Origin of the sequence: Sphingobium sp. KCTC 72723 (assembly GCF_014280435.1) — a bacterium.
GTDB lineage: Bacteria > Pseudomonadota > Alphaproteobacteria > Sphingomonadales > Sphingomonadaceae > Sphingobium.
Map to the genome: position 1 here is coordinate 3,724,068 of NZ_CP060388.1, position 19,559 is coordinate 3,743,626.

General features: G+C 64.4%; 16 protein-coding genes and 1 tRNA gene. 6 read left to right on the plus strand and 11 right to left on the minus strand.

Annotation, left to right across the window (positions count from 1 at the left end):
* Window positions 1–2: 2 nt before the first annotated feature.
* Window positions 3–2,654, minus strand: coding sequence for a DNA mismatch repair protein MutS (gene mutS / locus SPBM01_RS17960; RefSeq protein WP_188062876.1), 2,652 nt, complete (start codon window positions 2,652–2,654; stop codon window positions 3–5).
* Window positions 2,655–2,765: 111 nt separating this feature from the next.
* Between mutS and SPBM01_RS17965 the strand changes: the two genes are divergently transcribed.
* The 4 genes from SPBM01_RS17965 to SPBM01_RS17980 all read left to right on the plus strand — a co-directional run bounded on the left by SPBM01_RS17965 (window position 2,766) and on the right by SPBM01_RS17980 (window position 8,032).
* Window positions 2,766–5,027: an NADP-dependent malic enzyme gene (locus tag SPBM01_RS17965; protein ID WP_188062877.1), complete on the plus strand. Its 2,262-nt coding sequence runs from the start codon at window positions 2,766–2,768 to the stop codon at window positions 5,025–5,027.
* Window positions 5,028–5,180: 153 nt separating this feature from the next.
* The gene (locus SPBM01_RS17970; RefSeq protein WP_188062878.1) at window positions 5,181–5,678 is read left to right on the plus strand and encodes a flavin reductase family protein; all 498 of its coding nucleotides are present in this window, start codon (window positions 5,181–5,183) and stop codon (window positions 5,676–5,678) included.
* Window positions 5,679–5,840: 162 nt separating this feature from the next.
* Complete coding sequence (locus SPBM01_RS17975; RefSeq protein ID WP_188062879.1) at window positions 5,841–6,821, plus strand: polysaccharide deacetylase family protein; 981 nt, start codon at window positions 5,841–5,843, stop codon at window positions 6,819–6,821.
* Window positions 6,818–8,032 carry a carboxylate--amine ligase gene (locus SPBM01_RS17980; RefSeq protein WP_188062880.1) on the plus strand — a complete coding sequence of 405 codons (1,215 nt, stop codon included), beginning with the start codon at window positions 6,818–6,820 and terminating at the stop codon, window positions 8,030–8,032. Before SPBM01_RS17975 ends, SPBM01_RS17980 begins: the two co-directional genes overlap by 4 nt.
* Here the strand turns inward: SPBM01_RS17980 and SPBM01_RS17985 are convergent.
* Both SPBM01_RS17985 and SPBM01_RS17990 read right to left on the minus strand, forming a co-directional pair.
* Window positions 8,001–8,552 (minus strand): low molecular weight phosphatase family protein, encoded by a 552-nt coding sequence (locus SPBM01_RS17985; protein WP_188062881.1) that lies wholly within the window; start codon window positions 8,550–8,552, stop codon window positions 8,001–8,003. The two genes, SPBM01_RS17980 and SPBM01_RS17985, sit on opposite strands and share 32 nt — an antisense overlap.
* A 20-nt stretch (window positions 8,553–8,572) precedes the next feature.
* Window positions 8,573–8,664: transfer RNA gene (locus SPBM01_RS17990), tRNA-Ser, on the minus strand.
* Window positions 8,665–8,897: 233 nt separating this feature from the next.
* Here SPBM01_RS17990 and SPBM01_RS17995 point away from each other — a divergent pair.
* Entirely contained in the window at window positions 8,898–9,695 is a 798-nt protein-coding gene (locus SPBM01_RS17995; protein ID WP_188062882.1) for a DUF1134 domain-containing protein, read from the plus strand.
* A gap of 4 nt (window positions 9,696–9,699) precedes the next feature.
* On the opposite strand, the gene dinB is transcribed toward SPBM01_RS17995, so the two are convergent.
* The 3 genes from dinB to SPBM01_RS18010 all read right to left on the minus strand — a co-directional run bounded on the left by dinB (window position 9,700) and on the right by SPBM01_RS18010 (window position 11,911).
* Window positions 9,700–10,788, minus strand: coding sequence for a DNA polymerase IV (gene dinB / locus SPBM01_RS18000; protein ID WP_188062883.1), 1,089 nt, complete (start codon window positions 10,786–10,788; stop codon window positions 9,700–9,702).
* Between the two features lie 71 nt (window positions 10,789–10,859).
* The gene (locus tag SPBM01_RS18005) at window positions 10,860–11,384 is read right to left on the minus strand and encodes a YceD family protein (protein WP_188062884.1); all 525 of its coding nucleotides are present in this window, start codon (window positions 11,382–11,384) and stop codon (window positions 10,860–10,862) included.
* The gene (locus SPBM01_RS18010) at window positions 11,381–11,911 is read right to left on the minus strand and encodes a ubiquinol-cytochrome C chaperone family protein (RefSeq protein WP_188062885.1); all 531 of its coding nucleotides are present in this window, start codon (window positions 11,909–11,911) and stop codon (window positions 11,381–11,383) included. Before SPBM01_RS18010 ends, SPBM01_RS18005 begins: the two co-directional genes overlap by 4 nt.
* Before the next feature lie 163 nt (window positions 11,912–12,074).
* Here SPBM01_RS18010 and SPBM01_RS18015 point away from each other — a divergent pair, with 163 nt between their 5' ends.
* Window positions 12,075–12,590, plus strand: coding sequence for an outer membrane protein assembly factor BamE (locus tag SPBM01_RS18015; protein ID WP_188062886.1), 516 nt, complete (start codon window positions 12,075–12,077; stop codon window positions 12,588–12,590).
* A 43-nt stretch (window positions 12,591–12,633) separates the two neighbouring features.
* Here the strand turns inward: SPBM01_RS18015 and pepN are convergent, their stop codons facing one another.
* The 5 genes from pepN to mnmG form a co-directional block, all read right to left on the minus strand.
* Window positions 12,634–15,234: an aminopeptidase N gene (gene pepN, locus SPBM01_RS18020; RefSeq protein WP_188062887.1), complete on the minus strand. Its 2,601-nt coding sequence runs from the start codon at window positions 15,232–15,234 to the stop codon at window positions 12,634–12,636.
* A 113-nt stretch (window positions 15,235–15,347) separates the two neighbouring features.
* Window positions 15,348–16,274: a ParB/RepB/Spo0J family partition protein gene (locus SPBM01_RS18025; RefSeq protein ID WP_188062888.1), complete on the minus strand. Its 927-nt coding sequence runs from the start codon at window positions 16,272–16,274 to the stop codon at window positions 15,348–15,350.
* Window positions 16,271–17,053, minus strand: coding sequence for a ParA family protein (locus SPBM01_RS18030; RefSeq protein WP_188062889.1), 783 nt, complete (start codon window positions 17,051–17,053; stop codon window positions 16,271–16,273). The genes SPBM01_RS18025 and SPBM01_RS18030 overlap by 4 nt, the downstream gene beginning before the upstream one ends.
* Entirely contained in the window at window positions 17,050–17,694 is a 645-nt protein-coding gene (gene rsmG / locus SPBM01_RS18035) for a 16S rRNA (guanine(527)-N(7))-methyltransferase RsmG (RefSeq protein ID WP_188062890.1), read from the minus strand. Before rsmG ends, SPBM01_RS18030 begins: the two co-directional genes overlap by 4 nt.
* The gene (gene mnmG / locus SPBM01_RS18040) at window positions 17,691–19,541 is read right to left on the minus strand and encodes a tRNA uridine-5-carboxymethylaminomethyl(34) synthesis enzyme MnmG (protein ID WP_188062891.1); all 1,851 of its coding nucleotides are present in this window, start codon (window positions 19,539–19,541) and stop codon (window positions 17,691–17,693) included. The genes rsmG and mnmG overlap by 4 nt, the downstream gene beginning before the upstream one ends.
* Window positions 19,542–19,559: the final 18 nt, after the last annotated feature.

Below are 19,559 nucleotides of genomic sequence, written 5' to 3' on the forward strand. Positions count from 1 at the left end.
TCCTAGTCCGCCTTTAGCCCCGCTACCAGTTGTTTAAGCCGATATATGTGATCGAGTGCGTCACGCGGGGACAGCGCGTCGGCGTCGATCCCGTCGAGCGCCGCGCGCAGCGGATCGACGGCCTCCTCCGGCTGAGCCGCGAGGGCGGCAAATAGCGGCAGGTCGTCCAGCCCCGCCGCGATGCCGCCGGTCTTTGCCTTGCCCGCTTCCAGCCGCGCCAGCACATCTTTCGCGCGCTTCAATACAGCGGACGGCAAGCCTGCCAGCCGAGCGACGGCCAGACCATAGCTGCGGTCCGCCGGACCGTCGCTCAGTTCATGCAGCAGCACCAGATCGCCCTTCCATTCACGCGCCCGGACATGGTGGAGCGAGAGCGCGTTCAAGCTTTCGGCAAGGCGGGTCAGTTCGTGATAATGGGTGGCGAACAGGCAGCGGCACCGGTTTACCTCATGCACCGCTTCCACCACCGCCCATGCCAGCGCCAGCCCGTCATAGGTGGACGTGCCGCGCCCGACTTCATCGAGGATGACGAAGCTGCGTTCCGTCGCCTGGCTCAGGATCGCCGCCGTCTCCACCATTTCGACCATGAAGGTCGAGCGCCCCTTGGCCAGATTGTCCGACGCGCCGACCCGGCTGAACAGTCGATCCACGAGGCTAAGCGTCGCGGATTGGGCAGGAACATAAGCGCCCGCCTGCGCCAGGATGACGATGAGCGCATTTTGTCGCAGGAAGGTGGACTTGCCGCCCATGTTCGGGCCGGTGACCAGCCACAGCCGGTCATCCTGCACCAGACGGCAATCATTGGCGACGAAGGGCTGGCCATTGCGGCGCAGCGCATCTTCCACCACCGGATGCCGCCCGCCTGTGATGGCCAGGCAGGGACCGGCGCTATCGTCAGCGACGAAGCGGGGCCGCTGCCAGCCACCCTCCGCCGCGCGCTCGGCCAGCGCTGCTGCCACGTCCAGCCGGGCGAGCGCATCGGCGGCACGAGCGATGTCGGCCTTGCGATCCAGCACGGCAGCGATCAGTTCTTCAAGATGGGCCGCTTCGGCGACCAGCGCATGACCGCCTGCCTGTGCCACGCGCCCCGCTTCTTCATGCAAATCGACCGAATTGAAGCGCACCACGCCGGCCAGCGTCTGGCGATGGGTGAAGCCGCTGTCAGGCTGCATCAGTGCATCGGCGGCGCGGGCAGGCACTTCGACATGATAGCCCAGCACGCCATTATGGCGGATTTTGAGGGTGGATATGCCAGTCTGCGCCCGATATTTCGCCTCCAGCGCGGCAATCGCCCGCCGCCCGTCACCCGCCATGCGGCGCAGCTCGTCCAGCGCCGGGTCATAGCCATCGGCGATATAGCCGCCGCTTGCCGTCTCGGTCGGCGGGGCAGGTACCAGCGCGCGGGCAAGGCTGTCGACCAGCGCGCCATGGCCATCCAGCGCAGGCAGCAATTGCGCCAGCAGCAGCGGTTGCGCAGGCAATCGTCCCAGCCGTTCGCGCAGCAATCGCGCTTCGCCAAGGCCATCGCGCAACTGGCCCAAGTCACGCGGGCTACCCCGGCCCAGCGCCACCCGGCCCAGCGCCCGGCCAATGTCTGGGAGCGCGCGTAACGCGGCACGCAACTGGTCGCGCAGTCCGGCATCGTCATGGAACATTTCCACAAGGCCAAGCCGCGCCTCGATCAACGCTGCGTCCATCAGTGGCGCGGACAAATCCTGCGCCAGCAGCCGCGCGCCTGCGCCTGTGACGGTGCGATCGACCGCGCCCAGCAGGCTGCCCGCACGCGCGCCGCTCATCGTTGCGACGATTTCCAGACTTTCGCGCGTGGCGGCGTCAATTGCGACATGACCGCCGCTGGTCTTGCGCAGCGGTGGGGCGAGGAAGGGCAGCTTCCCCTTACCCGCATGGTCGAGATAAGCGATCAGCCCGCCCATCGCGGCCAGCTCCGCCCGACCGAACTGGCCAAAGCCATCGAGCGTCGCGACGCCGAACAGATGTTTGAGCTGATCCTGCGCACGGGTGCTGGAAAAAGCGGCGCGATCGAAACTATGCGCGTCGGGCAGATCAAGCGACGCCCCCTCCGCCACGACCGTCTCGCTGGGGCGCAACCGCGCGAGTTCGGCGGGCAGGTCAGCGGCGCGCAATGTCATCGTTTCGAACCGGCCGGTGGAAATATCGGCAGCAGCCAAACCGATCTCGCCTTCACCGCCCACCATCGCCAATGCGACCAGCATATTGTCGCGCCGGGAATCGAGCAGCGTTTCCTCGGTCAGCGTGCCAGCCGTCACATAGCGCACGATGTCGCGCGCCACGAGCGTCTTGCCACCCCGCGCCTTGGCCTGCGCCGGGGTTTCGGTCTGTTCGGCGATTGCCACGCGATGCCCCGCGCGGATCAACCGCGCCAGATAGCCTTCCGCGCTATGCACCGGCACGCCGCACATCGGGATCGGCGCGCCGCCATGTTCGCCCCGGCTGGTCAGCGCGATGTCGAGCGTTGCCGCTGCGGCCTTGGCATCGTCGAAAAACAGTTCGAAGAAATCGCCCATGCGGTAGAATAGCAGGCAGTCGCTCGCCTGGGCCTTGAGCGCCAGATATTGCGCCATCATGGGCGTGAGGGCGGTTTGGGTTGTGGTGTCGTTCGGGGCGCTGGGCATGATGGTGCGATAGCGCCAAGCCGCAGCGCAGGAAAGAAGCCTTCTCGCACTTGCCCACAAGGCGCGGTTACCGCTAGGGCCAGCGCAACAGGCAGCAAAGGCGGGTAAGTGATGACCGACAAGTCGAGTGTGGAATTTTCCGAGCGCGAGGCGCTGTTCTTCCATTCGACCGGTCGCCCCGGCAAGATCGAGATCATCGCGTCCAAACCAATGGCGACGCAGCGCGACCTGTCCCTGGCCTATTCGCCGGGCGTCGCGGTGCCGGTGCTGGCGATCGCGAAAGATCCGGCGCTGGCTTATGACTATACGGCCAAGGGCAATCTGGTCGCGGTCATCACCAATGGCACGGCGATTCTAGGCCTGGGCAATCTGGGTGCGCTGGCGTCCAAGCCGGTGATGGAAGGCAAGGCGGTGCTGTTCAAGCGCTTCGCCGACGTGGACAGTATCGACATCGAATTGAAGACCGAAGATGTCGATCGTTTCATCGACGCGGTCGAATTGATGGAGCCGACCTTTGGCGGCATCAACCTTGAGGATATCAAGGCGCCTGAGTGCTTCATCATCGAACAGATGCTCAAAGAACGGATGAACATCCCGGTTTTCCATGACGACCAGCATGGCACTGCGATCATCGCAGCGGCGGGCGTCATCAACGCCGCGATGCTGACCGGGCGCGAACTGAAAGACCTCAAAGTCGTGGTCAATGGCGCGGGCGCGGCGTCGATCGCCTGCACCGAACTCATCAAGGCGCTGGGCGTGGCAGGTGACAATGTCATCATGTGCGACAGCAAGGGCGTGATCTATCAGGGTCGCACCGAGGGCATGAACCAGTGGAAGTCGGCCCATGCGGTCAAGACCGACGCCCGCACGCTGAAAGAAGCGATGAAGGGCGCGGACGTGTTCCTTGGCCTGTCGGTCAAGGGCGCGGTGACGCCGGACATGGTCAAGGATATGGGCGAAAAGCCGATCATCTTCGCCATGGCCAATCCCGACCCGGAAATCACCCCGCCCGATGCCAAGTCCGTGCGTCCCGAAGCGATCGTGGCAACCGGCCGGTCGGATTATCCCAATCAGGTCAATAATGTCATCGGCTTCCCCTTCATCTTCCGCGGCGCACTCGACGTGCGGGCGACGACGATCAACGAAGCGATGAAGGTCGCCGCCGCTCATGCCATTGCCGAACTGGCGCGCGAACAGGTGCCGGAGGAAGTGGCCAAAGCCTATGGCCGGTCGCACAGTTTCGGGCCGGACTATATCATCCCCGCCCCGTTCGACCCGCGCCTGATGGAAGTGGTGCCTTCCGCCGTGGCGCAGGCCGCTATGGACACCGGCGTCGCGCAAAAGCCGATCGCCGACATGGCTGCCTATCGCCAGTCGCTCAAGGCCCGGCTGAACCCGACCACCTCGGTCCTCAATTCCGCCTATGAAATGGCAAAGGCCAATCCCAAGCGTGTCGTCTTTGCCGAAGCGGAGGAGGAAGTGGTGCTGCGCGCCGCGATCCAGTTCCGCGACCTCGGCTATGGCGTGCCGGTGCTGGTCGGACGCGGCGATGTGGTCGACAAGCTCAAGGCGCTGGGCGTGCGCGACCCGGAAAGTTTCGAGCTGCACAACAGCGTCAATTCGCCGCTGGTCCCCGACATGGTCGACCTGCTCTACGGCCGCCTCCAGCGGCGCGGCTATCTGCGCCGGGATTGCGAGCGGATGGTGAACCGGGATCGCAACATATTCGGCACGCTGCTCGTCAAGATGGGCGTGGCCGACGCGATGATCACTGGCATGACCCGCCCCTATGCGCAGACGTTGCGCGAAGTGAAACGGGTGATGGACCCGGCGGCCGGGCGCACGCCCTTTGGCATCCATGTCATGGTGGCCAAGGACAAGACCGTGTTCCTGGCCGACACCACGGTCAACGAACGCCCCACCGCCAGCGAACTGGCCGATATTGCGGAAGGCACGGTCGCGGTCGCCCGTCGCATGGGCCACGACCCGCGCGTCGCTTTCCTGTCTTACTCCAATTTCGGCAACCCGCCCGGCGCGTTTCTGGAAAATGTGCGCGGCGCGGTGAAGCTGCTCGACGAACGCAATGTCGATTTCGAATATGAAGGCGAAATGTCGGCCGACGTGGCGCTCAATCCCGCCGTCATGAAAAGCTATCCGTTCAGCCGCCTGTCCGGTCCCGCCAATGTGCTGGTGATGCCCGGCCTGCAATCGGCCAATATATCGGCCAAGCTGCTGCGCGAACTGGGCGGCACGTCGATGATCGGGCCGGTGCTGGTGGGCATGGAAAAATCGGTGCAGATCGCCACGATGGCGTCCAATGCGTCGGAACTGCTAACGCTGGCGGTGCTGGCGGCGGGCGGCATCGCGCTTTGACGATGGCGGCCTGACAATCGCTGCATGGCCTATGCGTATCGCGCATCGGTCATCCAGCGTTTTTCACTTGTCATTCCCCGTCCCTGCCCGACAGGGATGGACTGTCCCGTTCGCTGACTATTTTCGCGGACGATATAATGCGGGAGCCAGGGCATGAGTGCGACGATCAGTTTCGACAGCGCAACCTTTCGGCGCGTGCTGGGCCATTATCCCACCGGCGTATGTGTGGTCACCGCAGTAGAAGCGGATGGCGCGCCGATCGGCATGGTCGTCGGCTCCTTCACGTCAGTCTCGCTCGACCCGCCGCTGGTCGCTTTCTTCCCGGCCAAGACGTCGAGCAGCTGGCCCCGCATTGCGGCGGTCGGCAAATTCTGCGTCAATGTGCTGGCCAGCGACCAGCAGCCACTGTGCCGTCAACTGGCTGCGCCCGGCACCGACAAATTTGCAGGGGTCGCGCATCGCGTATCCGCCAACGGATCGCCGATACTGGACGATGTGGTCGCCTGGATCGACTGCACGCTCGATGCGGTTCACGAAGCGGGCGACCATTATATCGTGCTGGGCCAGGTCGTGGCGCTGGAAGTCGACCGGCCCGAACGCCCGCTGCTGTTCTTCCAGGGCAATTATGGCGAATTTGCCCTGATGGCGTGACGGCGAGCGTGGGGCTGCGTCGTCTGGTGAAGGGGTGTATGGGAATTTGAGGGGTCGGAAATGCCTTTCCAATATGTGGCTGATCAGACATTTGTTGGAAACATTACGCCTCCTTAATATCTGCTGCCCTATTCTTGCCGCTCGTCGCCTACCGGATCGCCCATGACTGCGCTGCTCATCACCGTCGACACGGAATTATCCTCCTCGCTCCAGCAGCGGGGCGTGTCGCTGGACGACAATGTGCGTCGGTCGATATGGGCGGAAGCGGGCGGGCAAGCGCATGGCATCGGCTGGCAGATGGAAGTGCTGGACCGACACGGGCTGACCGGCATATTCTTTGTCGACCCCATGCCTGCGCTGGTCCATGGCCCCGATTTTCTGGTGCCGATCGTGCAGGCCATCGTTACGCGCGGCCATGAAGTGCAGATGCACATCCATACAGAATGGCTGGCCTGGGCGAAGGATTCGCCGGTCGGCGGGCGGCAGGGGCGCAATATCGGCGATTTCACCCTGAACGACCAGATGCTGCTGCTGGGCCGGGCAAAGGCGCTGCTGGAACAGGCCGGAGCGCCGCCCATCACTGCCTTTCGCGCGGGCAATTTCGGCGCGAATGACGACACGCTGCGCGCGCTCGCGGCCATCGGCGTGACATGGGACAGCAGCGTTAATCCTGCCTATCTCAATGGAGAATGCCATATTTCCGCCGATCCGCACATGATCGCGGCCAGCCACATGCTGGGCGTCGTGGAAGTGCCGGTGTCGGGCATCATCGACCGTCCCGGCGGCTTTCGCCCCGCGCAGGTGTGCGCCATGTCATCGGCCGAAATGCGCGCCGGGCTATGCCATGCCGCGCATGAGGGGCATGGTGCCTACATGGTCGTTACCCATAGTTTCGAAATGCTCTCACGCGACCGGCAGCGGCCCAATGGCGCGGTGAAAGCCCGGTTCGAGGCATTATGCGCGCAGGCCGCCCGCCTGCCGCAGGTGCGTGGCGCGGGCTTCCGCGACCTTGACCCCGCCATCGCCGACCGCCCGGCCGCCATGCTGACCCGTGTACCGCCCAACGCACTGCGCACCGGCATCCGTCAGGCGCAGCAGGCTTGGGCGACCTGGCGCTATGAACATCGACTGGTGCCTGCGTGACCGGGCTTCCCGGTGCGCTGGTTCTGGGTCTGGAAAGCGCGATCGGCCTGACGGTCGTGCGCGAACTGGGCGAACGGGGCGTCCGGGTGCATGGCGTGGCGCGCGACATCACCGCCATCGCCGCCGCGTCGCGCTATTGCCATGACATGATCGCGCGACCCGATGGTCCCGCTGCGCAATGGTTGCCGGCGATGATCGCGCAAACGGGCGCGAAGGCCGTACTGGCCATTTCGGAAAACGACCTGCTCGAATTGGCGCAACTGCCAGCGCAGATCGGCGATTGCCACATATTGGTCCCGCGCCCGGACCGCTTGGCCCGCGCCATCGACAAAAAGCACACGCTGGAAATTGCGGCGCAGGCCGGATTGCGCGTGCCGCAGACATGGCAACCCCAGGCAGGCGAGGATTTCGCCGCCCGCGCAGCGACGCTGGATTATCCGCTGGTGGCGAAATGGGCCAATCCGCCCGAAATCATGCCGGTGCTGGAACAGGCCGGGCTGGAATGGATCAAGACCGACTATATCCGCACGCGCGACGAATTGATGGCGCTGCTGGATCGCTATGCCGGGATCGGGCGCTGGCCGCTGATCCAGCAATATTGCCGGGGCGTGGGACTGGGCCAGATGCTTTATATGGAGGCCGGGCAGGCGACTCTGCGCTTCCAGCATCGCCGCCTGCACGAATGGCCGCCCGAAGGGGGCGTGTCGAGCCTGTGCCGCGCCGAACCGGCCACCCTGCATAGCGATCAGATGGCACTTTCCCAAGCACTGCTGCGCGCGCTGGATTGGGAAGGGCAGGCCATGGTTGAATATCGCTATGAGGCGGATAGCGGGCGATATTGGCTGATGGAAGTCAATGGCCGCTTCTGGGGCAGCCTGCCGCTGGCGCGCCATTGCGGCGCGCATTTCGCATGGGAAGCCTATCGCCGCACGGTGCTGGGCCAAAGCGACAGCGCTCCAGCGCCCCGCGACGATCTGCGTGCGCGCTATATGGTGCCGGAAACCAAGCGGCTGGCGCGGGTGCTGCTGGCGCGGGGACGGATTGGCGATCCTTTCTTCGTGGCACGGCCGTTGACCGACCTGATCGCCTATGTGCTGGGCTTTTTCGACCCACGCACGCGCTATTATGTGCTGACCCTGTCCGATCCACGGCCATGGATCCGCGACATGGGACAGATGTTCAGGAAAGCCGTGCGCCGGGAAAAGCGCTGACCAGCCCCCCCACCGCCTGTTCGACGCGGCGCAGGCAGGTCGCCATATAGGCGTCGTCCAGTTCATATGGGTCGTGCAGATGCGGCATCATCGGCCGCGTCCACTGCCCCAGCAACAGCCGGGGCGTATCGCCAAGACGCGGATCGGCGGCCAGTCGATGCAATTGCCGCACCTCCATCGCCAGCAGCAGATCCCCCTGCTGCGGCGTATAGTCGGCCAGGTCCAGGGCGCGATGGTCCGACAGGTCATGGCCCAGCCCGTGCGCCGCAACGATCGCAGGGCCATGCGCCGCTCGCCCGGTAGTGGTCGAAAGGCCAAAGGACGCGGCGCGCATCCCCAACCGTCGCGCAGCGACATCGGCAAAGGCGCTACGGCAAATATTGCCCTGACACACGAACACCAGCCGCCGAACCTGCGCCGGATCGGGTTGGCGACGGGCTGACAGGCCGAACGCAAGTTGCGGATAGGACAGCATCAGACGGACCAATCCGCGCAAAGTGCCGAAACGGGCGCGGATCATCGGTTCAATCCCGAAAAGGGTGGCGGAGACGGAGGGATTCGAACCCTCGGTAAGGAGTTATCCCTACGACGGTTTAGCAAACCGTTGGTTTCAGCCACTCACCCACGTCTCCCAACATGGCCTGAACGCCCGCTTGGGGCGGGGCTGCGGCTAGGCGACGTGTCCTATAGCGGCGGCTTTGCTGCATGGCAACGGTCGAATTTGGCGAATTTGCTACAAGGTTCCCACCCTGGATTCATTCCGGCGCGGAATCGACTCAGGCTGGCTTTCGTTCATTGGCCTTTCAGCTTGAAAGCCGATAATCAGGCGAATGGACATGGTACGAATTTACGGGGAGCAGCGGGCATGATCGGCACTAAAGGGCGGACGGGTATCCGATTCGTGCGGGCAGGCGCGCTGCTGTTGGCGATTACGGGATTGGCGCTGACACCGGGCGTATCGGCGCAGGTGCGCACGATCGACCCCAACAGCGCGATCGATGCCGATCTGGCACCGCCTCCCGCACAGCGCAGCGCACCGACCGAACCGGGAGTGGATGCCAGCGTCAAGGCAGATAGCAGCGTCTACAGCAATCAGGCTGACAGCGCCGTTACGTCCGGCACCACCGCGACCGGCGCGCCGGTCACGGCCGGTTCGCCACCGGCGGCGATCGCGCCGGGCGATTCCTATCAGCAGGACGACCTGATCGGCGCAGCCGAAGGCGTGTTCGGCAAAGGCGCGGAAGGGCTGGCCGGATTGATCGAAAAAGTGCTGAAGGATCAGGGTCGCCCCAACGCCTATATCGCCGGGCGGGAGGCATCGGGCGCGTTCGTCGTTGGCCTGCGCTATGGGTCCGGCACGCTGAACCACAAGGTGGAGGGCAAACGCGAAGTCTATTGGACCGGCCCGTCTGTCGGCTTCGACGTCGGTGGCAATGCCGCCAACAGCTTCGTCCTTGTCTATAATCTCTATGACACGCAGGATCTCTATCATCGTTTCCCGGCGGCCGAAGGCACCGCCTATCTGGTGGGCGGTTTCACGGCCAGCTATATGCGCTGGGGCAATGTCGTGCTGATCCCCATCCGGCTGGGTGTCGGTTATAGGTTGGGCGTCAATGCCGGTTACATGAAGTTCAGCGAGAAGCGGACCTGGTTGCCGTTCTGAGTTCCTATAACGACAGGGCGAATTGTTCGCCCTGTTCCCCCTCCTCGTCCGATTCCAGATTGTGGACGCCCAGCCCCAGCAGTCGCGCGCCCATGCGTAGCGGCAGTTGGGCGCACAGCAATTCCCGCGCTGCCTGCGCCAGTTGATCGGGCGATCGCACCGGCGCGGTAAAGCTTTTCGAGCGGGTGATGATGCGGAAGTCAGCAAACTTCACCTTCAACACGACCGTTCGGCCCCAGGCCTGCGCCTTTTCGATCCGGGTCCACAGGCTGGCGGCGATCCGCTCTATTTCGGCGAGCAGTGCGTCCCGGTCGCTCAGGTCGTCGAAAAAAGTATCCTCGACGCTGACCGACTTGCGCCCCTGCCGGTCGTGGACCGGCCGGTCGTCTTGCCCCCTCGCCGCGCGATAATAATAATCCGCCGCGCTGCCGAAATGCGCGTGGAGAAAGGGCAGGTCGCGGGCGCGCAGGTCTGCGCCGGTTTCGATCCCCAGTTCGTGCATCCGCCGCGCCGTCACCGGACCCACCCCGTGAATGCGGCGGACCGGCATGGCGGCGATAAACGCCGCGCCTTCGCTGGGGCGGACAATGCACATGCCGTCGGGTTTGTTCTGGTCCGACGCGAGTTTCGCGATCAGTTTGTTGTAGGATACGCCCGCCGACGCGGTCAGCCCGGTTTCGGCCTCAATCATCCGCCGAATCTCCGCCGCGACCTGCGTGGCCGATGCGATGCCGGGCTTGTTCACGGTCACGTCCAGATAGGCTTCGTCCAGCGACAAGGGCTGGATGACATCGGTAAAATGCGCGAAGATCGCCCGTATCTGGCCCGACACGGCGCGATAGACGTCGAATCGCGGCGGCACAAAGATAAGGCCGGGGCAGAGCCGTCGTGCGCGTGCGCCCGGCATGGCGGACTTCACGCCGAATGTGCGGGCTTCGTAGCTGGCGGTCGCCACCACGCCGCGCGGCCCCCCGCCACCGACCGCGATCGGCTGACCGCGCAATGAAGGATCGTCGCGCTGCTCCACCGACGCATAAAAGGCGTCCATGTCGATATGGATAATTTTGCGCAGGGGTGGCGACGCGGCGTCCATGGCACAGGCTTATGCCATAGCAGGAACGAAAGGGAAACATGGGACGCACAAGCCCCCCTGTTTCTCTTGCCCTATTGCTTGTCCTTGAGCGCCAGCAGCGCGGCGAAGGGACCGGCATGTTCCTCGCTCAACACCCCCGCTTCACGCAGCACGACGTCGGCATCGGGCGCACGGGGATAGGGGGTCATTGCCAGCGCGACCGTTTCCGCCATCGCTTCGCCCATGTCGATGATCTGGCCGTCATAGCCGATCGTATCGCAATCTTCCGCGTCCAGTTCCAGTTCTTCGGTGTCGGACACATCGCTCCCGTCCACCACGAAGCGGAGGATGAAGTCGCTGTCGATCCGTTCGGGGACAGGCGTGCCGGTTGCGACGCAGGGCTGCGCCAGTGCAGCGCGGACGTGGCCCCGCGCGACGATGAAGCCATTTTCCGTGTCGATGCTATAATCCGCCTCCAGCCTGTCGAGCGCGAGCAGGCCAAATCGCTGCATCAATGCTGCGCGTTCCACGGCATTGGCGGCGATCGGGTTGCTGATCCCCATCTTGCCGATCTGGTCGACGCGGATGGGGCGGGAAAATTCCGGCGTAGCACTCATCCCAGATCCCCCGACAGCAAAGCATCGCGCGTCAGGCAGCCCAGCCGGGTCCAGCGCTGGCGCAGCCCCCCTTCGACATGGGCGATCGCCGCGTCGGTCACCGGCGCGCCGCGATAGAGGTTGCGCCGCAGGGCTTCGGTCAGATCCCCTTGTCCGGTCAAGGCATCGCGATAGGCGCTGATGCGTCCGCCCAGCGCGCTCATCATCCGGCCGATATGCTTGCCCACGACGACATCGCCGATACCCTCCTGCCGCAATTGCCCATCCATATCGTCGATGAAGGTTTCGGTCAGCCAGACACTGTCCTGCGTACCGCCCTGCGCTTCCAGCCGGATCAGCACTTGCGCCAGAACAGCGACGATCATGTCGAACCGGCCATCCAGCGTATCCGGCACTGCGCCGTCGATATACCAGTGCGGCTGACGCCCTTCCGCGACCACGGCATTGTAGAGCGGCAGCAGGCCGACTTTGGGGTCGGCGCGGCCCCCGAACAGGCGCTGAAGGAAGGAAGGGGATGCGGTAGACATGACAGGATGACTTTTCGTGACGGATCGTTGGACGGAGCGCCGTCCTGGCAAGCGTCGCCCCTTGCCGGGAGCCGAGCATTTCCATATTGATCGACCGGCCGCCCAATGCAATGGCGGCTTTATGTTTATTGGGTTCGCGGGTGCGTTCCGCCAGGAGAAGTCCATGCTTCAGTTCAGCCATCAATCGCCAGGCGGGCGTATCCTGCTCGCCCTGGGCCTCAGCGCGCTGGTGCTGGGGGCGTCGGGCTGCACCCGCATCCGCACGCATCAGGGCTATCAGGTCGACAAGCTGCTGGTCGATTCGGTCCAGCCGGGCATCGACAACCGCGCGTCGGTGGAAGGGACGCTGGGACGCCCCAGCTTCGCGTCGCAATTTGGCGAGCAGGACTGGTATTATGTGTCGCGCGAAATGCGCGCGCTGGCCTTTTCCACGCCCAAGCCTGCCGAACAGACCGTGCTGCATGTCCGCTTCGATCCCGCTGGCAATGTCGTTGCGGTCGATCGCATGGGGCTGGATCAGGTGGCGCGCATTTCGCCGGTGGGGGACAAGACCCCGACGCTGGGCCGCAACCGCAGCCTGTTCGACGAAATCTTTGGCAATATCGGCGCTGTGGGTGCCGGCGGCATGGGCGGTCAGGGCGGCGGCAGCGGTCCGGGTGGCGGCCCCAACGGCAGCTAAAGGGCGATAGGGGCAGGCGACGCGCCTGCCCTGCCCTCTCCGGTCAATCCAGGCTCTTGCCAGCCTGTTCCGTCACATCCTTCGACAGGCCCGGCTGGGCCAGGATGCGTTCCAGTTCACCGCGCATCGATGCCGCGCGTGCCGGGTCGAACCGTTTCCAGCGGCCAAGCGGCGGCACCAGCCGCGCTGCGGTCTGCGGGTTCAGCCGGTCGAGCGCGATGATGCAGTCCGCCACCAGTCGGTATCCCTTGCCCGACCCGTGGTGAAACGCCCACTGATTGCCCGCAAACGCCCCATAGAGCGATCGGACACGATTGGGGTTGGCCAGGGTGAAGTCCTTGTGCCGCCCCAGTTCCTCGACCAGTTCCACCGTGTCGGGATGCACGGCAAAGGCCTGCGTCTGAAACCATTTGTCGAGCGTCAGGGCGTCGCCGCCATAGCGGTGATGGAAGATGTCGAGCGCGGCCTCACGTTCGGGGCTGGTCCCGTTCGCCAGCGTGGCCAGCGCCGCCTGACGCTCGGTCATATTGTCCGCATCGTGGAACTGGGCGAATGCGATGGCCGGGCCGTCGGATGCGCCTGATGCGACGAGATAATGGAGCGCGACGTTGCGCAACTTGCGCGCGCCCTTCGCCGCCGGGGACAAGGCAAAGCCGTCGGCCTTTGTCGCGGCATGGATGGCGCGCCATTGCGGTTCGAGGTCCGCGCCGATCCGCTGTTGCAGGGCATCGCGCACGGCATGGATGGCATCAGGATCGACCTGCGCCATCTGATCGCCGAGATAGGCTTCGCTGGGCAGACGCGCGGCTTCGGCAATGAAAGCGGGATCGAGCGTCGAATCGGCAATCATCGTGGCGATGGCGGCGATGACCGCGTCCTCATCCACCGCCTGCCCGGCGATACGGCCGATCAGCACATTGACCATGAGTTGCTGCACCGCTTCATAGCGGGCGAACGGATCATCATCATGCGCGGACAGGAAGGCCAGATCCTGCTGGCTGCGATTGGTTTCCACGATCACGGGTGCGGAAAAACCGCGATTGATCGACAGGATCGGAGCGGTGGCAAAGCCGGTAAAGCGGAACGTCTGGCGCGCTTGGGTCAGCATCAGCAATTCGTCGCCATGATGGGCGCGCGTTGCGGGATCGAACAGGGCGACGCGCAGGGGGATAGCCATGGGCTGCTTGCCCCCCTGCCCCGGCGTGGGCGGCACGGCCTGTTCCAGATGCAGTTCTACGCTCTGGGTCGCCGGGTCATGATGCAGCAACGCGCGGACATGGGGGGTGCCTGCCTGTTCGTACCAGAGACGGAACTGGGACAGGTCGATGCCCCCGCCCTCCTCCATGGCCCGGACGAAATCCTCGCACGTGGCTGCCTGCCCATCGTGGCGGTCGAAATAGAGATTGGTCGCCGCGCGGAACCGATCCGGTCCCAGCATCAGCGCAATCATGCGGATCAGCTCCGCGCCCTTGTTATAGATGGTCGCGGTGTAGAAGTTGCTGATTTCCATGTAGGATTCGGGACGCACCGGATGGGCGAGCGGTCCCTGATCTTCCTGAAACTGGGCCGCGCGCAGGATGCGGACATCCTCGATCCGCTTGACCGCTGCGCTGCCCATGTCGGCGGAGAAGCTCTGGTCGCGAAAGACAGTGAAGCCTTCCTTGAGGCTCAGTTGGAACCAGTCGCGGCAGGTGACGCGATTGCCTGACCAGTTGTGGAAATATTCATGCGCGACGACCGCTTCGACGCCGTCATAGTCTATATCGGTCGCGGTTTCCGGGTCGGCCAATATGTAGCGCGAATTGAAGATGTTAAGCCCTTTATTCTCCATCGCGCCAAAGTTGAAATCGGCAACGGCAACGATGTTGAACACGTCCAGATCATATTCGCGGCCATAGACGCGCTCGTCCCAGGCCATGCTGTTGCGCAGCGCCTCCATTGCATGGCCGGTGCGGGGCAAATCGGCTTCGCGTACCCAGATGCCCAGGCGCACGGCCCGCCCGCTCATCGTCACGAAACGATCGGCATTGCAGGCCAGGTCGCCTGCAACCAGCGCGAACAGATAGCAGGGTTTGGGGAAGGGATCGGTCCATTGCGCCCAGTGGCGGCCATCGGGCAAATCGCCAGTGTCGCCCGGATCGCCATTGGCCAGCAGCACGGGGAAGCGCACCTTGTCCGCGACCATCCGCACGCTGTAGCGGGACAGGACATCGGGTCGATCGGGGAAGAAAGTGATGCGGCGGAATCCTTCCGCTTCGCATTGGGTGCAGAGCAGACCGCCGCTGGCGTAGAGGCCCATTAGCTTGCTATTGCTTTGGGGCGCAAGTTCGACCAGCGTTTCGACGTCATGCGCATCGCCAGGCAGGCTTATGATCAGTGCGCCCGCTTCCAGATGCCATGCGTCCGCGTCGAGCAGGTGGCCATCTACACGCACTTCAAGCGGGACGATGCCGTCGCCATCCAGATGCAGCGGACGGGTGTGCGCGCCGTTGCGCGTTACGGTCAACGTGGCGCGGACGGTCGTGAGCGCGGGGTCAAGATCGAAATTCAGCGCCACGTCCGGCACCAGCCAGTCGGGCGGTCGATAGTCGGTGCGGCGGATGACGGCGGGGGAAGCGGCATTTGTGGAGAGCATGTCGGCCATGCCCGCAATCTAGGGAGCGGGTCAGGAAAAGGCCAGCAGCCTTCTGGGGCAGCGGCAAACTTCGCTAAAGTCGTCCATAACGGGTATGATGAGTCACGTTCCGCCCGCTATGGCTAGATCCGTTCGCCCGACAGGCGCTGGCACAGCATATCGAGCTGGTCGAGCGTCGAATAGCGCAGGGTCAGCGTGCCGCCCGCGCCGCTTTGATGATCGATGTCGACCTTCAGACCCAATATGTCGGCCAGATGCTGTTCGAGCGCAGCAATGTCAGGGTCTTTTTCGGAACCGCCGCCGTTCGCGCGGCGCGACGCAGGCGCATCCGCGCCGGTCTTGACGCGGCGCACAAGCTGTTCCGTGTCGCGCACCGACAGCGATTTATCCTCAACCTGCCGCGCCAGCCGCTCGCAATCGGGCGCACCGATCAGTGCGCGGGCATGACCCATGCTCAGCTTCTTTTCGACAACCTGCTGCTGCACCGGGGCGGGCAGTTCGAGCAGGCGCATCAGGTTGGCGACATGGCTGCGCGATTTACCCACGATGCGGCCCAGCGCATCCTGACTGTGGTGAAATTCGGCGATCAGCTTGCGATAGGCTTCCGCTTCCTCGATCGGGTTCAGATCTTCGCGCTGGATATTTTCGATGAGCGCGATTTCGAGCGTTTCCTGCTCGTCAAAATCGCGCACGATGGCGGGGATGCGGTGGAGATGCGCCCGCTGCGCCGCGCGCCAGCGCCGTTCACCCGCGACGATCTGAAACCCGCCGCCATGGGGGCGGACGATGATCGGCTGGATCACGCCGCGCTTGGCGATGCTTTCCGCCAGTTCGGACAGCGCGCCTTCATCGAAATGGCGGCGCGGCTGTTCGGGATGGGGCTGGATCAGCGCGACTTCTATGCTTTGCACCGCCTTGCCATTGGCGGGCATGACCGCAGGCGCAACGGGCTCTTCGCGCGCCACATCGCCCAGCAATGCGGACAGGCCACGGCCCAGCCCATGGGGGCGCTTGATCACCTTGGGCTTGTCCGCCGTGTCATCGCTCATGCCGCGACCTCCTGCCGGGGCAGGCGGGCGATCAGTTCACGGGCAAGGCGCATATAGGCTTCAGATCCTGAACAGCGGAAATCATAGATAAGGGCCGGCACGCCATGGCTGGGCGCTTCGGAGAGGCGAACATTGCGCGGAATGACCGTGGTGAAAACCAGATCGCCAAGGCAGGCGCGCACATCGTCCGCCACCTGATCGGTCAGGCGGTTGCGGCGATCATACATGGTCAGCGCTACGCCCATGATCGATAGCACCGGATTGAAGCGGCCACGAATCCGCTCGACCGTCTGGAGCAATTGCGACAGCCCTTCGAGCGCAAAAAATTCGCATTGCAACGGCACGAGCAGCGATTGCGCCGCAACCATGGCGTTGATCGTCAACAGGCCAAGCGAAGGCGGACAGTCGATCAGGCAGATGTCCCAGCGGCCCGGCGTCGCTTCGGCCAGCACCCGTTCCAGTCGGTGGGTGCGTTCTTCATATTCGATCAGTTCGATTTCGCACCCCGACAGATCCTGCGTCGCGGGAACCAGGTCCAGTTTCGGCACGCGGGTCGCGACGATGGCGTCGTCCAGCGCGCAATTGCCGACCAGCAGATCATAGCTGGACTGGGCGCGATCCGCTTGTCCCACCCCAAGCCCGGTCGATGCGTTTCCCTGCGGATCGAGATCGACCAGCAGCACGCGCAGGCCCGTCGCGGCCAGCCCCGTGGCGAGGTTGATCGCGGTCGTGGTCTTGCCCACGCCACCTTTTTGATTGGCGATGGCAATGCAGATCATGCGCGACCTTTCCTTCTGGCGACGGGTTGGACAGCCCGCGCGACGATGATGGCGCTTTCGCCATCCGTTACGCTGGGTTCGACCTTGGCCTTAGCTTGCCATGTCGGACGCGCCGCCTCCAGTTCATTCTGCGCATTTCGCCCCTTTGGCAGCACCCAGAGGGTATTTTTATCCGACAGATGCAGCGCGGACGAAAAGAGTTTGGGCAAGGGTGCATAGGCACGCGCGCTGATGATGGCGGCGGCTGTTGCGGGGACGGACTCCACGCGACCGCCAAAGACGCGCGCGTTGGCGACACCGACATGGACAATGGCATCGTTCAGAAAGTCGATCCGCTTGCGGCGGGATTCCACCATCAGCACCGGGCGATCGGACAGGCAGGCGACAACTATGCCGGGCAGACCCGCGCCGGAACCCAGGTCGATCCACTCGCCTTCCCCCGCCGAAGTTGCGTGCATCAAAAGCTGCGCTGAATCCACGATATGGCGCGCCCAGACATGCGGCCTTGTCGATTCCGCGATCAAGTTTTGCTCATCCATTGCGCTTAAAAGAATGGCGACATAGCGTTCCAGCCGGTCCCATGTTTCACGTGGAACAGCAAAATGCGCGTCGATCCAGCCACGCGCTTCCTTTTCCGTCATGCCGCCACCCGACGAACATGGACGAGGATAGCGGCCAGCGCCGCCGGAGTAATGCCGCGAATTCTGCTGGCCGCCGCCAGCGTGTCGGGTCGGGCCGCCTCAAGCCGCTCGATCATTTCGGCGGACAATCCACCGATGCTGCGGAACGCGAAATCGGCGGGGATATAGATGCGTTCATTGCGGCGCAGGTCGGCAATTTCGGCGTCCTGCCGGTCGAGATAGGGAGCATAATGCGTATCCTCCAATATTTCGGCGCGCAGGTCAGCGGGCGCATTGGCCAGTTCGGGGGCAAGGGTCAGAAGCAGGGCACGATCGACTTCCGGGAAGCGCGCCCAGTCGAACAGGCTGCGGCGCACGCCGTCCTGCCGCACGGTTGCACCCGCACGGGCCATTTCGGTCGCCGTCAGTTCACGCGCAAGAGCCGCCTCGATAGCTACGTGTTGCTGCTGCCGGGCCATAAGGCGCGCGGCGCGTTCCGGCCCGATGATGCCATGGGTGATGCCAATGGGACCAAGGCGGCTTTCGGCATTGTCGGCCCGCAGGCGCAGGCGATATTCCGCGCGCGCCGTGAGCATCCGATAGGGTTCCGTGACGCCTTGCAGTACGAGGTCGTCGATCATGACGCCGATGTAGGAACTGGCGCGATCAAGGATCAGCGGCGCATCACGCCGCGCATGGGCAGCGGCATTGACGCCTGCTACCAGTCCCTGTGCGGCGGCCTCCTCATAACCAGTGGTGCCATTGATCTGACCCGCGCAGAACAGGCCGGTCAGCGCGCGCACCGCCAGCGTCGAATCCAGTGCGCGCGGGTCGATATGATCATATTCGACGGCATAGCCCGGCACGGCAATGACCGCCTGCTCCAGCCCCGCCATGCTGCGCACCATTGCCGCCTGCACATCGGTGGGGAGCGACGTGCTGATGCCGTTGGGGTACACGAGCGGATCGTCCAGCCCCTCCGGCTCCAGAAAAATCTGATGCCCGTCACGGTCGCCGAAGCGCAGGATCTTGTCCTCTATCGACGGGCAATAGCGCGGACCGCGCCCCTCGATCGCGCCGCTGAATAAAGGCGAGCGATCCAGCCCTTCGCGGATGATGCGGTGGGTTTCGGCATTGGTGCGCGTGATCGCGCAATCCAGTTGCGGCAAAGGGCGGCCGTCCGACAGCGGCGACATGGTCCAGCCGCTGGCGTCGGAGGGCTGGGTTTCCAGCCGCGCCCAGTCGATCGTCCGCCCGTCGATGCGCGGCGGCGTGCCGGTCTTGAGCCGCCCGATCGGCAGGTCAAGGTCGCGCAGTTGAACGCCCAATGCAGTGGCGGCGCGCTCCCCCACCCTGCCCCCGGCTTCGCGCTCCTCACCCCGGAACAGGCGGCCGCCCAGGAACGTGCCAGTGGCGAGGACGACCGCGCTTGCCGTCAGCCGGCGACCATCGGCCAGCGCCAGGCCGACGACGACATCCCCGTCGATCAGCAGCGCATGGGCTTCGCCTTCGACAATTTCCAGCCCCGCCTGCGCGTCGAGCATGGTGTGGATGGCCGCGCGATAGCGCTTGCGGTCCGCCTGCACGCGCGGTCCCTGCACCGCTGCGCCCTTGCTGCTGTTGAGCATCCGATAGTGAATCGCGGCAGCATCGGCAGCGCGACCGATCAGGCCGTCGAGCGCATCGACTTCGCGCACGAGATGGCCCTTGCCCAATCCGCCGATCGCCGGGTTGCAGGACATGGCACCGACAGTCGCCCGCTCGAAAGTGAGCAGCGCAACCGACGCACCCTTGCGCGCTGCCGCAGCAGCGGCCTCACAACCGGCATGGCCGCCGCCGACCACAATCACATCATAGCTTGTTCGCATGGCCCGCCCTTACCAGAC

What these genes read in the sequence shown, in the direction of transcription:
- SPBM01_RS17965 (WP_188062877.1), top strand. Translation starts at nt 2,766, where the DNA reads ATGACCGACAAGTCGAGTGTGGAATTTTCCGAGCGCGAGGCGCTGTTC.
- SPBM01_RS18015 (WP_188062886.1), top strand. Translation starts at nt 12,075, where the DNA reads ATGCTTCAGTTCAGCCATCAATCGCCAGGCGGGCGTATCCTGCTCGCC.
- SPBM01_RS18025 (WP_188062888.1), bottom strand. Translation starts at nt 16,274, where the DNA reads ATGAGCGATGACACGGCGGACAAGCCCAAGGTGATCAAGCGCCCCCAT.
- rsmG (WP_188062890.1), bottom strand. Translation starts at nt 17,694, where the DNA reads ATGACGGAAAAGGAAGCGCGTGGCTGGATCGACGCGCATTTTGCTGTT.
- SPBM01_RS17975 (WP_188062879.1), top strand. Translation starts at nt 5,841, where the DNA reads ATGACTGCGCTGCTCATCACCGTCGACACGGAATTATCCTCCTCGCTC.
- dinB (WP_188062883.1), bottom strand. Translation starts at nt 10,788, where the DNA reads ATGGACGCCGCGTCGCCACCCCTGCGCAAAATTATCCATATCGACATG.
- SPBM01_RS18010 (WP_188062885.1), bottom strand. Translation starts at nt 11,911, where the DNA reads ATGTCTACCGCATCCCCTTCCTTCCTTCAGCGCCTGTTCGGGGGCCGC.
- SPBM01_RS17995 (WP_188062882.1), top strand. Translation starts at nt 8,898, where the DNA reads ATGATCGGCACTAAAGGGCGGACGGGTATCCGATTCGTGCGGGCAGGC.
- SPBM01_RS18030 (WP_188062889.1), bottom strand. Translation starts at nt 17,053, where the DNA reads ATGATCTGCATTGCCATCGCCAATCAAAAAGGTGGCGTGGGCAAGACC.
- SPBM01_RS18005 (WP_188062884.1), bottom strand. Translation starts at nt 11,384, where the DNA reads ATGAGTGCTACGCCGGAATTTTCCCGCCCCATCCGCGTCGACCAGATC.
- SPBM01_RS17970 (WP_188062878.1), top strand. Translation starts at nt 5,181, where the DNA reads ATGAGTGCGACGATCAGTTTCGACAGCGCAACCTTTCGGCGCGTGCTG.
- pepN (WP_188062887.1), bottom strand. Translation starts at nt 15,234, where the DNA reads ATGGCCGACATGCTCTCCACAAATGCCGCTTCCCCCGCCGTCATCCGC.
- mnmG (WP_188062891.1), bottom strand. Translation starts at nt 19,541, where the DNA reads ATGCGAACAAGCTATGATGTGATTGTGGTCGGCGGCGGCCATGCCGGT.
- mutS (WP_188062876.1), bottom strand. Translation starts at nt 2,654, where the DNA reads ATGCCCAGCGCCCCGAACGACACCACAACCCAAACCGCCCTCACGCCC.
- SPBM01_RS17985 (WP_188062881.1), bottom strand. Translation starts at nt 8,552, where the DNA reads ATGATCCGCGCCCGTTTCGGCACTTTGCGCGGATTGGTCCGTCTGATG.